This window comes from Brevundimonas sp. GW821-FHT02A10 (genome assembly GCF_059422025.1).
Window position 1 is genome coordinate 1,287,913 of sequence record NZ_JBWKWC010000001.1, and the last position, 15,238, is coordinate 1,303,150.

13 protein-coding genes are annotated in these 15,238 nt (G+C 69.2%); 10 read left to right on the top strand and 3 right to left on the bottom strand.

Annotation, left to right across the window (positions count from 1 at the left end; genetic code table 11):
• Positions 1-177: 177 nt before the first annotated feature.
• The gene (locus AC07U0_RS06005; protein ID WP_494719101.1) at positions 178-2,301 is read left to right on the top strand and encodes a PBP1A family penicillin-binding protein; all 2,124 of its coding nucleotides are present in this window, start codon (positions 178-180) and stop codon (positions 2,299-2,301) included.
• A 9-nt stretch (positions 2,302-2,310) separates the two neighbouring features.
• On the opposite strand, the gene AC07U0_RS06010 is transcribed toward AC07U0_RS06005, so the two are convergent.
• The gene (locus AC07U0_RS06010; protein ID WP_494719102.1) at positions 2,311-3,561 is read right to left on the bottom strand and encodes a YihY/virulence factor BrkB family protein; all 1,251 of its coding nucleotides are present in this window, start codon (positions 3,559-3,561) and stop codon (positions 2,311-2,313) included.
• Between the two features lie 84 nt (positions 3,562-3,645).
• On the opposite strand from AC07U0_RS06010, the gene AC07U0_RS06015 reads away from it, so the two are divergent.
• The 8 genes from AC07U0_RS06015 to AC07U0_RS06050 all read left to right on the top strand — a co-directional run bounded on the left by AC07U0_RS06015 (position 3,646) and on the right by AC07U0_RS06050 (position 11,347).
• Positions 3,646-4,404 carry an MOSC domain-containing protein gene (locus tag AC07U0_RS06015; RefSeq protein WP_494719103.1) on the top strand — a complete coding sequence of 253 codons (759 nt, stop codon included), beginning with the start codon at positions 3,646-3,648 and terminating at the stop codon, positions 4,402-4,404.
• Positions 4,401-5,294, top strand: a complete 894-nt coding sequence (gene prmC / locus AC07U0_RS06020) for a peptide chain release factor N(5)-glutamine methyltransferase (RefSeq protein WP_494719104.1) — start codon at positions 4,401-4,403, stop codon at positions 5,292-5,294. The genes AC07U0_RS06015 and prmC overlap by 4 nt, the downstream gene beginning before the upstream one ends.
• A gap of 2 nt (positions 5,295-5,296) precedes the next feature.
• Complete coding sequence (locus AC07U0_RS06025) at positions 5,297-5,806, top strand: hypothetical protein (protein ID WP_494719105.1); 510 nt, start codon at positions 5,297-5,299, stop codon at positions 5,804-5,806.
• Between the two features lie 322 nt (positions 5,807-6,128).
• Positions 6,129-7,130 carry a DUF4167 domain-containing protein gene (locus AC07U0_RS06030; protein ID WP_494719106.1) on the top strand — a complete coding sequence of 334 codons (1,002 nt, stop codon included), beginning with the start codon at positions 6,129-6,131 and terminating at the stop codon, positions 7,128-7,130.
• Between the two features lie 113 nt (positions 7,131-7,243).
• On the top strand, positions 7,244-8,608 hold the full coding sequence (locus tag AC07U0_RS06035) for a hybrid sensor histidine kinase/response regulator (RefSeq protein WP_494719107.1): 1,365 nt from the start codon (positions 7,244-7,246) through the stop codon (positions 8,606-8,608).
• 66 nt (positions 8,609-8,674) lie between these two features.
• Positions 8,675-9,352, top strand: coding sequence for a DUF4893 domain-containing protein (locus AC07U0_RS06040; RefSeq protein WP_494719108.1), 678 nt, complete (start codon positions 8,675-8,677; stop codon positions 9,350-9,352).
• 5 nt (positions 9,353-9,357) lie between these two features.
• A complete protein-coding gene (locus AC07U0_RS06045) occupies positions 9,358-10,533 on the top strand; it encodes an FAD-dependent oxidoreductase (RefSeq protein ID WP_494719109.1) in 1,176 nt (391 codons plus the stop codon).
• A 49-nt stretch (positions 10,534-10,582) separates the two neighbouring features.
• Positions 10,583-11,347, top strand: coding sequence for a DUF4893 domain-containing protein (locus tag AC07U0_RS06050; protein ID WP_494719110.1), 765 nt, complete (start codon positions 10,583-10,585; stop codon positions 11,345-11,347).
• 9 nt (positions 11,348-11,356) lie between these two features.
• On the opposite strand, the gene AC07U0_RS06055 is transcribed toward AC07U0_RS06050, so the two are convergent.
• Both AC07U0_RS06055 and AC07U0_RS06060 read right to left on the bottom strand, forming a co-directional pair.
• Entirely contained in the window at positions 11,357-11,839 is a 483-nt protein-coding gene (locus AC07U0_RS06055; protein WP_494719111.1) for a hypothetical protein, read from the bottom strand.
• A 6-nt stretch (positions 11,840-11,845) separates the two neighbouring features.
• Complete coding sequence (locus tag AC07U0_RS06060; RefSeq protein WP_494719112.1) at positions 11,846-13,498, bottom strand: serine hydrolase; 1,653 nt, start codon at positions 13,496-13,498, stop codon at positions 11,846-11,848.
• Between the two features lie 152 nt (positions 13,499-13,650).
• Between AC07U0_RS06060 and AC07U0_RS06065 the strand changes: the two genes are divergently transcribed.
• Complete coding sequence (locus AC07U0_RS06065) at positions 13,651-15,216, top strand: carboxylesterase/lipase family protein (RefSeq protein WP_494719113.1); 1,566 nt, start codon at positions 13,651-13,653, stop codon at positions 15,214-15,216.
• Positions 15,217-15,238: the final 22 nt, after the last annotated feature.

The following is a 15,238-nucleotide window of genomic DNA, read 5'->3' on the forward strand; positions in this document are numbered from 1 at the left end:
CCTGCACCCCTGCCTCACCGATCGTTAACCGCTCCGCCCTGATTTCACCGGAAACAACCCTCACGTTCCCGTGACATCTTCACCGCCTGTTCACCACGCGGGCTGTTTTGATGGGCGACGTGTGGGATAGCGCCGGATCGGGTAGAACCCTTCCGCAGCGGGACTTTGAGGATATCCATGGCCGGTCCAGGTTTCGGCAGACAGGGTGGCCACTCGGGTGGTCGCCCGACGGGTAACGGCGGCGGCGCCAAGCCGCAGCGCACCCGTCTGCAACAAGCCCTCTACTGGGGCGGCGTCCTGGCCATCTGGGGGGTGATCTTCCTGGTGGTCTTCTTCGCCGTCTTCGCGCGCGGCCTGCCGGACACCTCCAGCCTCTACAATGTCTCGCGCCAGCCCTCGATCACCTATCTGGACCGCAACGGCGCTCTGATCGCCACGCGCGGCACGCAACAGGCGCCGCCGGCCGATCTCGACAGCCTGCCCGACTACGTCCCCGCCGCCTTCATCGCCATCGAGGACCGCCGCTTCTGGTGGCACCCGGGCTTCGACCCCATCGGCATGATGCGGGCCGCCGCGCGCAACATGCGCGCCGGTCGTGTCGTCCAGGGCGGCTCGACCCTGACCCAACAGCTGGCCAAGAACCTCTTCCTGACCCCCGACCAGAACATGCGCCGCAAGGTGCAGGAGCTGATGCTGGCTGTCTGGCTGGAGATGAAATTCTCCAAGAAGGAGATTCTCGCCCTCTATCTGAACCGGGTCTATTTCGGCGCCGGCGCCTATGGGATCGAGGCGGCCTCGCAACGCTATTTCGACAAGCCGGCCAAGGATCTGACCGTCGGCGAAGCCGCGCTTCTGGCCGGCCTGCTCAAGGCCCCGTCCCGCTATTCGCCGGTGTCCGAGCATGAGCGCGCCGCCACCCGCGCCACTGTGGTCCTGAACCAGATGGTCGAGACCGGGGTCATCACCCCGGCCCAGCGCGAACAGGCGGTGCTCGAGCCCGTCCGCGTCTCGCGCACCCTGGCCAGCCAGCATGCCCAGTATTTCATCGACTGGCTCGACAAACAGATCCGCGGCCTGGTCGGCGAACCGACCGAGGACATGGTCGTCGAAACGACGCTGGACCTGACCATCCAGACCTCGGCCGAGCGCGCCGTGAACCGCATCCTGACCCGCGACGCCGGCAAGGGCGTGCAGCAGGCGGCTCTGGTGGCGCTCGACGGCGACGGCCGCGTCCGCGCCATGATCGGCGGCGCCTCCTATGCCGACAGCCAGTTCAACCGCGCCGTCGACGCCCAGCGTCAGGCCGGCTCCTCGTGGAAGCCCTTCGTCTACCTGGCGGCCATGGAGGCCGGCTATACGCCCCAGACCCCGGTGGTCGACGAGCCGATCACCATCGGCACATGGTCGCCCAAGAACTATTCCGGCACCTTCGGCGGCCCGACGACCATCGCCAACGCCGTGGCCCATTCGACCAATACGGTCGCCGCCTCGGTCGCCGACAAGATCGGCCGCGACAGCGTCTCGCGCGCCGCGCGACGTCTGGGCATTACCAGCCGGATCAGCCTCGATCCGGCCATGGCGCTCGGCACCTCGGAGGTTTCGCCCATCGAGATGGCCCAGGCCTATGACGCCTTCGCCAACGGCGGTCGCCGCGTCGAGGCCTATGGCATCAGTCGCATCCGCACCCCTTCGGGCCGGGTCATCTACCAGCACTCGAACTCCGGCGCGATCGGCGGTCAGGCGATCAACAATCCGCCGCTCTACTATATGAACCAGCTGCTGCGCGGCGTGATGACCGGCGGCACGGGCGCCTCGGCCTCGATCCCCGGGCGCGATCTGGCGGGCAAGACCGGCACGACCTCGGACTACAAGGACGCCTGGTTCGTCGGCTATACCGGCGGCTTCGTCGCCGCCGTCTGGGTCGGCAAGGACGACGCCACCCCGATGCGTGGCGTGACCGGCGGCGGCTCTCCGGCCGCCATCTGGAAGGACTTCATGTCCGCCGCCCTGCCGCGCCTGAACGCCCCGGCCATCCCCAACGGCCCGCCCATGCCCGAGGGCTGGGTCCCGCCCGATCCGGTCGGCGATCTGATCGGTCAGGTCGAGGATCCTTACGGCGGCACGGTCGTGGCCCCGGTCGATCCGAACGCCGGCGAGCCCTATGACGGCCAGCAACCCGCCGCGCCGCGCGTCGAGGTCCGCCCCACTCCGGCCCCGGCGCCCAAGCCGCGCCGAGAGGACACGCCGCAGAAGCTTGAGACCCTGCCGCCCGAGAAGCGTTCGGACCCGCTGTTCTTCTGATCCCCTTGATCAGGGCTGGCGCTTCGTCTTCGCCTTCTTCTTCATTAACCGGTCGGCCACCGCCTCGGCGTGTTTGAGGGTGAAGTCGAGCGCCGCCGGCGACCCGCGCTTCGGCCCGATGGTGTCTGCGACCAGGGCGCCGCGCTCGCCCAGCGGCCGGGGCGCGCCAGTGGTGGTGTCGATGGCCGTCTGGTGCTCGATCTCGGCGTTGACCTCGGCGCCCATCAGGATGATCTGCACCGAGAACCAGATCCACAGCAGGAAGCCCATGAAGGCCGCCAGCGGGCCGTAGCTGTCCAGCCGCACGAAGTTGGACAGATACCAGCTGAAGACGAAGGACACGATCACGCTGAGCACCGCCGCGAAGATCGCCCCCGGCGTCAGCCAGCGCCAGCGCGCCTTCTGGCGGCACGGGCCGAAGCGGTAGATCGCCGTCAGGGCGGCGACATAGCCGACGAACAGCAGGGGCCAGCGCAGCAGGGCCAGAAGCCCGAAATCCTCCTCCAGCCCGAAGACCGACAGGACAATCGGCGCTCCGACCACCAGCCCCGCTGAAAGCAGAACCGCGGTCAGCCCCGACAGGGTGAAGGCCATGCAGATCAGGTTGTAGTGGACCAGATTGCGCTTCTCGACCTCGTGATAGGCGACGTTCAGCCCGTAGAAGAGGGTTTTGATCCCCCCATTGGCCGTCCATAGCGACAGCAGCAGCGTCCAGACCAGGGTGAAGGTCAGCTGGCCCGATGAGTTCTCGGCCAGCCGTTGCATCTCGCCGCCGAGGAACTGGGCCACGTTCGAGGGCAGGACGGAATAGAGGAACTGCAGCCGGCTCCAGGCGTCGGCCGGATCGGCGAACAGGCCGTACAGGGTCACGAAGGCCGCCAGCGTCGGGAACAGGGACAGCACCAGGAAGAAGGTCACCCCGCCGGCGAAAAAGCCGACCCGGTCGCCGAAATAGGCCGCGCCCACCCGCCAGAGGATATCCATCCAGCCCTTGTGCGGGATGTGTTCAGGCCGCGTCGCCAGCCGCCCCCGGCCCGGATCGCGGGCGTCATAGTCCTCGGGCGTCGGTACCTTGGGCGGCAGGATCTCGGGCCGCTTCGGCCGCAGCTCCACGCCGTATTTGTGGCCTTGGGTATAGAGCAGATGCGCCGCCCCGGCGCCCGCCGCCAGACCGCCCGCGACCGCGGCGACAAACCGCCAGACCGAAGCCTGGCTTCCGACGCGGGTCAGTTTGAAAGGAAGCTTGGGAGAAGACGCCATCGACGGCTAACGGCGAAGCTGGCGCCCCGTTCCCGCCTTTACCCTCCTCTTGCCCGATCTGCGTTCGTCGGGCAGTCATCGCGCATGTCTTCCGTCGCCGCCCTCTACCGTCATCCGGTCAAGGGGTTCACGCCCGAGCCCCTGACCGAGGCCGTCCTGCCGACGGGCGGCTGGTTCCCCGGCGACCGGATGTGGGCGGTCGAGAACGGCCCCTCGGGCTATGATCTCTCAGCCCCCGAACAGATCCCGAAGCAGAAGTTCACCGTCCTGATGCGTCAGGCGATCCTCGCCCGGGTCCGCACCCGCTGGGACGAGGCGACAAACATCCTGATCGCGGAGATCGACGGCGACCAACTCTCTGTCCGGCTCGACGACCCCGATGATCGCGCCGCCTTCGAGGCCCGGCTGGCCGCCTTCCTCGGCGAGGAGGCGAGAGGGCCGCTGAAGCTGATCGACGCCGGGCCCGACCATCGCTTCATGGACTCGTCGAAGGGCCGGGTTTCGATCCTGAACCTGAACAGCGTGCGCGACCTCGAAAAGCGTTGGGGCCAGACGCTGGATCCGCTTCGCTTCCGCGCCAATGTCTGGGTCGAGGGCTGGGCGCCCTGGGTCGAGAACGACTGGGCGGGGGAAGTCCTGACCATTGGCGAAACCGTCCTGCGCGGGGCCAAGCCCATCGTCCGCTGCGCCGCCACCGAGGTCGATCCGAAGACGGGCGAGCGCGACCTCGCCGTGGTCCGGGCCCTGTTCGACACCTATGGCCATATGCTGTGCGGACTCTATGTCTCGATCGAGGAGGGGGGTCGCATCGCGCTCGGCGATCCGGTAGCGAGACCCGCATGACCGACGCTTCTTCTACTCCGACCCTCGTCTCCGCCTGGAAGGCCGCCCAGGCCCGGCTCAAGGCCGCGCGCATCGACAGCCCCTCCATCGACGCTCGCCTGCTGCTGGAAGCCGCGACCGGCGCCAGCCGGATGGACATCCTGACCGACCCCTATCGCGCCGTCAGCGCCGACCAGATGGCCATGCTGGACGGCTTCGTCGAACGCCGCCTGAAGCGGGAGCCGGTGTCGCGCATCCTCGGCCGCAAGGGCTTCTGGAAGATCATGCTGAACGTCACCCCCGACGTGCTCAGCCCGCGCCCGGACACCGAGACCATCCTCGACATCGCCATGCTGGCCCACGCCCCGCACGAGGCTTTCACCGTCGCCGACCTCGGCACCGGTTCGGGCGCCATCCTTCTGGCCATCCTGTCCGAGCGCCCGGCGGCCAAGGGCGTCGGCACCGACATCTCGTTCGAGGCCCTGGCCGTGGCGCGGGAAAATGCGACCAACCTCGACCTCGATGGCCGCGCCACCTTCCTGCGCACCGAATGGGCGGCGGGCTTCGCCGACCACAGCTTCGATCTGGTGGTGTCCAACCCGCCCTATATTCCGTCGGACGACATCCCCGGCCTCGACCCCGAGGTGCGCGAGCACGATCCGATCCTGGCGCTGGACGGCGGTCCCGACGGCCTCGTCGCCTATCGCGAACTGGCCCCCGAGATCCGCCGCATCCTCAAGCCCGGCGGCGTCTTCGCCGTCGAGATCGGCTGGGATCAGGGCGAGGCGGTCAAGGCCCTGTTCGACGCCGAAGGCTTCGAGAACGTCATCGTGGTCAAGGACCTCGGCGACCGCCACCGCGTCGTCACCAACGGCCCGGATCCGCGCACCAACCCGATTCCGAAGGGGTAATCGTGACCATCGCCGATCGGGTGGTGCGGCTGCATCCCGTCGTTCTGATGATTTCATTCTTCGCGGCCATCGTCCTCGGCAGCGTCGCACTGCCGCTGTCCGAAGTCGCGCCCGTTCTGCCCCTTGTTCGCGGCATTCTTCTGGGCGGCATGATGGGACTCATGAGTGGTTGGCTCTGGGCGGTGTACAGGATCTCGGAGCGCGCGGTCGGCAGGGGCCGGCCGGGAGTGTGGGACTGGTCGTTTGCCGTCTCGCCCCTGATCGCCCTGATCGCGGGCCTAGCAGGTTGGTCGACCCACAACAGTCCCGCCGCCTTCGCGATCTTTGCCGGCCTGTTCGTCAACATCACGCTGGCCGCGAAGGGACTGGAGAATGCAGACGACGCCCGCGGCAAGGCATCTGTCTCGCAAATTCTGACAACAGCGATCGTGATGTATTTCGGGCCGATCGGGGGCTTCTGGATTCTGGATCGCAAAATCCGGCGGGTTGCGTCGACCACGGCCACCGCGTGAACGGATAGTTGAGGGGGCGGCGCGCGCCGGAAAGCTATCGGTTCCTCGCCAAACAAACCCCTTGGAAAACAGCCGGGCGCGCGCTAAGTCAGAAGCTGTCTCCCACCCAAACCGCACGCCTCTGCCGCCTACCGGCCCAGACACGCGCGCTCGGGGCATGTGACGGTCGGGCCGGAAAGCCCGGCGGACCACGGGGCGACGACGGATTTCCGACCATATCGTTTTTTGGGGATTGGCCCCGAACGAAGCGGAACGACGAAACGGACAGGCTCTGGACGCGCATCGCGATCCGGCTGTCCTCTCGAAAGCACGGTAGCGTCTCATGAGAGATTTCAAGGGCATGAAGCGTCAACGCGGACGCAACAGAAAGCCCGGCGGCGGTCAGTCGAACGCCAACAACGCCAATCCGAACCGGTCGTGGGATTCCCAGGGCCCGGAGAACATCAAGGTCCGCGGCAACGCCCAGACGGTCTATGAGCGCTATCTGCAGCTCGGCCGCGACGCGACGGCCTCGGGCGACCGGGTGCTGGCGGAGAACTACCTCCAGCACGCCGAACACTATTTCCGCGTCCTGCGCGCCCTGCAGCCGGCCCGTCCCGTCAGCGAGATCGCCGCGCGCGAACTGTCCAACCAGGGCTTCGACATCGACTTCGAGGATGAGACCGGGGCCCAGGCCGCCGCCTTCCTCGCTGCGCAACAGGCCGCCGACCGCGCCGCCCAGCAGGCCAATGAGCCGCGCGAGAATGATCAACCGCGCGAGCAGAACCAGAACCGCGACCGCGACCAGAATCGTGATGGCGGTCAGCAGCGCGAATGGCGTGACCGCGACAACAACAAGGATCGCGACCAGAACCGCGACCGCGACAACAATCGCGACCGTGACCAGCAACAACCTCGCGCCGAGGGCGAAGAGGGTGGTCCGCGCCGCGAGACCCGCCGCGAACGCTGGGAGCGCCGCCGCGAGGAGCGCAACCGTCGCTTCGAGGCCGAGGGCGGCGTGGGCGAGGCGCCCGACAACGCCCCCTATGACGCCGGCGCGGACTCCGCCGCCGACGCCCAGACGGAATCGCCCGCCGAAGCCCTGACCGGCACGCCCTATGAGCCCGCCGCCGACGACGCCCCCAAGGCCCAGCGTCCGCGCCGCGCCCGCATGCCGCGCGAAGGCGACGGCGATGACGCTCCGGCGGCCCTGCCGGGTTTCCTGACCCGGTCCTCGGCGCCCGCCGCCCCGGCCGCGGAAGCCCCGGTCACCGCGTCTGACGCCGAGGCCGCGCCGAAGAAGCGCGCGCCCCGCCGCAAGGCCGAAACCGCCACCGAAGAGTAGTTTTCACCCCGGACCGTTCGCGGCTCCGGGGTTTCTTCGGCCTCGTAATACAACCTCTGGTTTTACCATAATGCAATCTATGGCCGTCATCCTTGGGCCAAGGAGGACGTGCGATGGAATGCATTCTGATGCTGCTGGCCCTGGCCCTGTCGGGCGCCTGGGCCGGGGTGAGGCTGGCCTTGAAGGCGCGGGCGGAGGCGCGCCGACTGCTGGCGCTTAACGCGACGATCAGCGAGCAGGCCGAGGCCGACGCCCGCGATCTGGCCGAGGCCAGACAGGCCGCCGCCGACGGCGTCCGCCGTCTGGCTGACGCCGAGGCGGCTCGGGCGGACTTCCTCACCGGCCTGTCGCATGAGCTGCGCACCCCGCTGAACGCCGTCATCGGCTTTTCCGAACTGATGCGGATGAACGTCCAGGCCGAGCCCATGACCCGGCGCCAGTCCCAGGCCGTCGACCATATCCTCGCCTCGGGCCAGCACCTGCTCGGCCTGATCGAGGAGGTGCTCGAGCTGGCCCGTATCGAGTCCGGCAAGGTGTCGATGTCGATCGAAGCGGTGGATCCGCATCTGGTCGCGCGCCAGGTCTGCGACAGTCTGAGACCCCAGGCCGAGGCCGCCGGGATCGCCCTGACCCCGCCGCCGCCCACCGCCGGCTTCGGCGTCGTCGCCGACCGGACCCGGCTGCGGCAGGTGCTGCTCAACCTCGTGTCCAACGCCATCAAATACAATCGCCCGGGCGGCGCGGTCTTCCTGCAGCTGCATCAGACCGCCGAGGGCGTGGCCCTGGCCGTCCATGACACCGGCGTCGGCATTCCCGAGGCCCGGATGACCGATCTGTTCCAGCCCTTCAACCGCCTCGGCCGCGAGCCCCTGGAGGTCGCCGGGACCGGTATCGGTCTGGCCGTGTCGCGCCGTCTGGTCGAGGCCATGAAGGGCCGGCTGGAGGCTGTCAGCCGCGAGGGCGAGGGCTCGATCTTCACCCTCAGCCTGCCTCTGGCCCGGTCGCTGGCGCCCGAGGTCGTCGCCTCGCCCATCCCGACGCTGGACATGCCCGTGATGCCGGGCGGCGCGGCGACCCTGCTCTATGTCGAGGACAATCCGTCCAACATCGCCCTGATGCGGCATGTCATCGCGGCTCTGGGCGGCATCCGCCTGCATGTCGCCGAGACCGGGCATGAGGGACTGGCCCTCGCCCGCGATCTGAGGCCCGACGTCATCATCCTCGACATCAACCTGCCGGGGCTGGACGGGTTCGAGCTCAAGGCGCGCCTCGACGCCGATCCCCTGACGCAGGGCCTGCCGGTGCTGGCCCTGTCGGCCGGCGCCCTGCCCGGCGACCTCCGGCGCGGTCGGGCCGCCGGCTTCCGCGACTATCTCACCAAGCCGCTCGACATCCCCGTTCTCGCCCGGGCCCTCAATCGCGCGCTGATGGAAACAGCGGCCCGGAACGAGGCTCAAGACGACGCACGGGCGGCGTAACCGCTTGACGGGGCGGGCTGCGAGCGCTCTGAAGGCCACGCGTCTGTCGTAGCTCCAGGGTCGTCCATGCGTCTCGTCGTTCTCGCCGGTCTCGCCGCCTCGCTGGTCCTGTCCGCCTGCGCCGCGGGCGCACCTCCGCCGCCGCCGCCGCCACCGCCGAACCAGCCCGCCTATCCGGCCGCACCGACGGCGCCGACCGGCGCGGCCCTCATGGACTGGCGCGGGGTCATCACCGCCACCGACCGCGATCGCTACCAGCGCCGCGACGCCGCCTGGTCCCTCGCCCTGCAGCAGGCGCGCCGTCAGACCGGTTCCGGCGACCTGAACAGCCTCGGCGATCTGATCGATCCCCGCGCCGCCTTCGCCCCTGTCACCCCGCCCGTCGGCGACTATCGCTGCCGCACCGTCAAACTGGGTTCGCAGGGTGGCGAGGACGGTCTCGGCTATGTCGTCTACGGCTGGTTCGCCTGCCGCATCGAACAGACCCCGCGCGGCCTGAAATTCTCCAAGCTGACCGGGTCCCAGCGGCCCAGCGGTCTGCTCTTCCCCGAGACCGACCGGCACATGGTCTTCCTCGGCTCCGTCGCCCTCGCCGCCGAGCCCCCGGCCAACACCTATGGCCGCCGCCCCGACCGGGACGTCGTCGCGACGCTGGAGCGGATCGGCGACCGCCGCTGGCGTCTCGTCCTCCCCTGGCCCCAGAACGAGTCGAACCTTGACCTGATCGAACTGGTCCCCGCCTGACGGTGGTGAAATCTGTCGCCGTCGCCGGGGCCGGGCCCACCGGCCTCGCCGCCGCCCTGATGCTGGCCCGGCAGGGGCGGCAGGTGGTCGTCCATGAGCGGTTCGAGCGAGCCCGCCCTGTCGGCGCCGGCTTCATGCTCCAGCCCACCGGCCTGCATGTGCTCGACCGGCTCGGTCTGACGGCGGAGGTCGAACGCTACGCCCAGCCCCTGACCCACATCTTCGGGCGCGAGGCGCGGCGCGGCCGGGTCGTCCTCGATATCCGCTACGGCGACCTCAAGACGCCGCGTCCTTCGCTGGGCGTGCATCGCGCGGCCCTGTTCCATGTCCTGCACCGCGCCTGTCTGGCCGAGGGGGTGATCTTCGAGACCGGGCGCGAGATCGTCGGGGCTTCGGAGGGGCGGCTGACCGGCGCCGACGGCTGGACCAGCGCAGCCTTCGACCTGATCGTCGACGCCACCGGCGCCCGTTCTCCCATCGCGAAAGCCCTCGGCGCCCGCCGTCAGGAACTGGGCTGGTCGGGTCTGTGGGGCACGGTCCCCTGGCCGGGCGGCGGTTTCGACGAGGGGGCGCTGGAACAGGTCTATCGCGGCGCGTCGAAGATGATCGGCGTCCTGCCCTGTGGCGGTCTGCCGGATCAGCCCAACCAACGCCTCGCCACCTTCTTCTGGAGCCTCAAGGGCGACGACCATCCGGCCTGGCGCGCGGCGGGCCTCGATCTGTGGAAGGCCGAAATCCTGTCGCTCTGGCCCGAGGTCGCGTCGGTGCTGGACGCCATCGTCGATCCCGACGCCATGACCCTCGCCCGCTACGGCCATCACACCCTGACCCGGCCCGTCGCTGACCGGCTGGCGGTGCTCGGCGACGCCGCCCATTCGACCAGTCCGCAGCTGGGGCAGGGGGTCAATATGGGCCTGCTCGACGCCCTCGCCCTCGCCGATGCGCTGGAGACCCACGCCGATCTGTCCGACGCCCTCTCCGCCTATGCCGCCGCCCGGCGCTGGCATGTGCGCCTCTATCAGGCCCTGTCGATGGTCTTTACCCCCTTCTACCAGGCCGACGGCGTCGTCCTGCCGTGGATCCGCGACCACATCCTCGGCAAGGTCGCGCGCCTGCCCTTCGCGCCCCGTTTGCTGGCGGCGACCGTGTCCGGGCTGTTGCTTGATCCCAGAGGGCGTTGAACTCCATCCGCCCCGGTCCGTTCGTCTCCCTCTGATCGAAGGAGCGCCCATGACCGCCCGTCTTCTCGCCGCCGCCCTCCTGCTCGCCGCGGCAGCCTGCAGCCAGAATCCGTCGCCCTCGACCGAAGACCCCCAGACCACGCCCCAGGACGGGGTCACCCCGCCCGCCTCGGCGCCCCATGATCCGGCCGCGGGAGAGTCGCTGAGCGGACCGACGCCGCCGGCCGTGGATCCGGCGCCCGCCGTCGCGTCACAGGCGCCCGGCGTGCAGGGTGGAAGTTCGGACTGGCGGCAGCTGGCCCGGGCCGCCGACGCCTCGGCGCTCGGCCGTCTGGATCAGGCCTGGCGGCTCGGCCGCGCCGAGGCCGAGGACAAGGGGTTCGCCGATCGGGTCGAGGCTCTGGGCCCTCTCGTCGATCCCAACGCCGCCCTGACAGGCCGTCTTAAGCCTCCGCCCGGAACCTACCGCTGCCGCACGATCAAACTGGGTTCGAAGGACGAGAAGGGCCCGGCCTTCCTTTCCTACCCGAACTTCCGCTGCACGGTGGAGCTGACGCCCGGCGGCGACCTGATCCTGACCAAGGCCACCGGGTCGCAGCGCTCGCGCGGCCTGCTCTATCCCCACTCTGACAATCAGCTGGTCTTCCTCGGCGCCCAGGCCTGGGGCGACGAGACGACGTATCCGACCTATGGCCAGACCCGCGCGCGCGACCAGATCGGCGTCCTGGAACGTATCGGTCCGCAGCGCTGGCGTCTGGTCATCCCCTGGCCCAAGCAGGAGGCCAAGCTCGAGATCCTCGAACTGACGCGGTGAGGATTCAGATCACTCAGCGGGCACGACCCAATAGAGCCCCCGTCTGGGGTCGAAGACGAAGACCACCCGGGTCTCGCCTCGCGAGACATGGACGGTCGGCATCCCGCTCGTCCGGCCCGGCACGACATCCAGCCGGTCCAGCGCAGGATCATAGAGGAATGCGCCGGGAGTCAGGTCCGTCCATCCCCCGTCCGACCTGAGACCATAGAGCTCAAGTCGTGTCTGGCTGGGTAGAGGCAGGGAAACCACGGCCAGACGCGCATAAGTTCGCGGGTCGGCGGCATCGAAGACGGCTACGCAGCTTCGTCGTGCCACTTCGGAACCATGACCGACAGCCAGCCGCGCCCGAATTCCGGCAAGGGCCGAAGCCTCGTCGGTGCAATCCAGAACCACGCCGTTCCCGGACTCTGCTCGGGCGGTTGCAGCGAACAAAGGCGATCCGGCCAGAACCGAGGCGACCACCAGGATCGGAAGACGGGGCAGCCGGCGCATCGACCCTCAAACCTTAGTCAGTCTAAGATCTTGATAGTCGTACGAGAAATCGGCGTCCGGGCTCAGGGCCTTCATCCGCGCCGTGGTCGGCTTGCCGTCCGTCAGGGCGAAGGTGACCAACAGGTCCTCCTCGCGCTTGTCGAGGAACCGCGTGCGCATCGTCTCGCCGTCATAGGGCTCGACCGGTCCCTTGAGTGTCGGGGTGTGGGTGAAGGCCATCCACAACCCACCGTCCTTCATCTCGAGGGTGATGTCGCCGTACCAGGGATCGCGCCAGGTCCCGGCATAGGCCTCCAGCGGCAGGGACGGCTTCGTCCCCGCGGCCTGACGCGCGTCGATGCCCGCGGCCGCGGCGACCGCCTTGGGCTCGGCCTCGGCGGCCAGGCGCACAGAGTCGGCGATCCAGTCGAACGACCCGCCCTTTTCCATGCAGATGTCGGCGATGCCCGAGCGCAGGGCGCGCAGCAGCATCCCCTCCTCGGCGTTGGAGAAGACCGAGAAGCCGACGTTGCGGCCCGGGATCATCACCGTCGCCGAGATCCCGCCCGGCGAGCCGCCGCCGTGGCTGATGTAGCGCTCGCCGCGATAGTCCTGCACCTGATGGCCCATGGCATAGGTCGAGGCGATGGCCCGGCCCGGCATGGCCGCCGTCGGCCCTTCCGAGCCCGAGACGATGATGTTGGGCTTCCACATCTCCTTGGCCGCCGCTTCGGAGAACAGCCGCGTTCCGTCCGGCAGCTTGCCCATCGACAGACGGACATTGATCCATTTGGCCCAGTCGACGGGCGTCGTGCAGATGCCGCCCGCGGCCGCCGCCGAATCCCAATTCCAGACCTCGGCGATGGACTCCGCGATCAGGGTCATCGGCCCGTGGGTCCGAAGCGGCGGTCCGACCCGGGCGTGGGGCAGGGCCGACTTCGCCGGATCCGCCAGGGTCGCCAGCGGCACGGTCTCCGTCATGCCGACGCGGTCGAGGACCCGGGTCTGGACGAACTGCTCCCAGCGCATCCCGGACACCTTCTCCAGTACCGCGCCCGCGACCACGAACATGAGGTTGCAGTAGTGATAATTCGCCCGGAACCCGTCCTCGATCGGCACGAAGGCGGCCTGACGCACGACCTCGTCGCGGGTCCGGTCGCTGTTGGGCCAGAACAGCAGGTCCCCGGCGCCCAGACCGAAACCGGCGCGGTGGCTCAGGGTGTCGCGGACGGTGATGTGCTCGCCGATATAGGGGTCCGACAGGGCGAAGTCGGGCAGGTAGGTCTTGACCGGCTCGTCCCATTTCACCTTGCCCTCGTCGACCATGATGGCCAAGGCCGCGGCAGTGACGTTCTTGGTGTTCGACGCGATGGCGAACAGGGTGTGTTCGTCGACCGTCCGGGCCTCGCCCATCTTGCGGATGCCGTAGCCGCGCGCCAGCACGGTCTGGCCGTCCTTGACCACGGCGATGGAGATCGCCGGCTGATCCGGGAAGGCCGCCATGGCCCGCTTCACATAGGCGTCCACGGCCTCGGCCAGGGCGGCGCCCCCGTCCGCTCCCGGCGCCGCCGTCGAAGTCTGGCTCCAGGCGAGAGACGGGCCGGCCAGGCCGGCCATGCCCAGACCGGCGCCCAGACCTGCGGACGACAGGGCCTGACGGCGAGACAGACGAATGGACATGGCGAAAGCTCCAGCGAAACCTGAGCGGCGACGCTACCCGCCCATTCAGACGGGCGCCAGAGTCCGGCTCCGGGGATCAGCCTCTTACCAAAGCTTAACTGGCGCCCGTCGTCGCAGGCGCGGCAAATGACCGGGCTGCAGAAGGGCTGACGATGAAGTCGATCGCTGGACGGATCGCGACCCGGCTTGCCGTGGTCGCAGGCTTGTTGACGCTGGCCGGCGCGGCCGTGGCCCAGACGTCCGACCGCACAACCGTCGCCGGCGGCAGGATCATCGGCGAGCGGCATGACGGAGTGCGCGTCTTTCGCGGCGTTCCCTATGCGGCGGCGCCCGTCGGCCCCTTACGCTGGCGCGATCCGCAACCGGCGCCGCGCTGGACAGGTGATCGCCCCGCGACCCGCTTTGCCCCGGCCTGCCCCCAGACCGGAACCTCCATGCCGGGCGAGCCGCCGTCGCCGTCCAGCGAGGACTGCCTCTATCTGAACGTCTGGGCGCCGACCGCCGGTGGGGCGCCGCGTCCGGTCATCGTCTGGTTTCCCGGCGGTGGGCTGGCCAATGGTTCGACCTCCATTCCCCTCTATGACGGCGCAGCCCTGGCGAAACGCGAAGCGGTGGTGATCACCGTCGCCTATCGGCTTGGCGCGCTCGGCTTCCTCGCCCATCCCGCCCTCAGCGCCGAATCCCCCGACCACGCTTCCGGCAACTACGGTCTGATGGATCAGGTCGCGGCCCTGGAATGGGTTCGCGCCAACGCCGCAGCTTTCGGCGGCGACCCCGACCGCGTGACCATCGCCGGCCAGTCGGCGGGCGCGACCTCGGTCAGCATCCTGATGGCCTCGCCCCGCGCGAAGGGGTTGTTCCAGCGCGCCATCGGCCAGTCGGGCGGCCTGTTCGAACCCACGGCCCTGGCCCCCCAGTACCAGCTGGCGAAGGCCGAGGCCGACGGCGCCGCCTTCATGGCCCGGCTGGGCGCGACGACGCTGGAGCAGATGCGCCGCCTCCCCGCCGAACGGCTGCTGGCCGGCGCCGGCGGGGTGACCCATCCGGTGATCGAGCCCCGCCTTCTGCCCGAGGCGCCGTTCGAGGTCTTCCGCGAAGGCCGCCAGAACGACGTCCCTCTGCTGATCGGCTATAATGCGGAAGAGGCGCGGTCCCTGACCGATGTCGCGGACGTCACCGCCGCCAACTTCAACGAAAAGCTGACCGCCCGCTGGGGCCGGTTGCCGCCGCTGCTGCTGGAGCCTTACGTTTTCACGACCGACGATCAGGCGCGCACCGCACGGCTGGATTTCGAGCGCGACCTGCGCTTCGGCTGGGACATCCGCACATGGGCCCGGTTGCAGGCGGAGCATGGCCGAAGCCCGGTCTACCTCTATCGTTTCGACCGCCGCCCGCCCTGGCCCGCCGGGTCGGTTCGGGCGAACTGGGGCGCCAGCCACTTCGCCGACCTCTGGTACATGTTCGACCATCTGGACCCCGCCGACGGACACTGGACGGCGGCGGACCGCGCCCTGGCCGACCGCATGGCCGACGCCTGGGCCGCCTTCGCCGCGACCGGTGATCCGAACGGTGGCCAGGCCCCGGGGTGGACGCCCTTCACCCTCGCCGATCCGAAAGCCATGCGCCTCGGCGAGACCCCGGGCATGGCCAGCCTGCCCGAGGAGCCGGACTTCCGCGCCTTTGACGCTGTCTACGACAGTCTGCGCGGCCCGCGATGATTACGGATGGAGGTTTCTGACA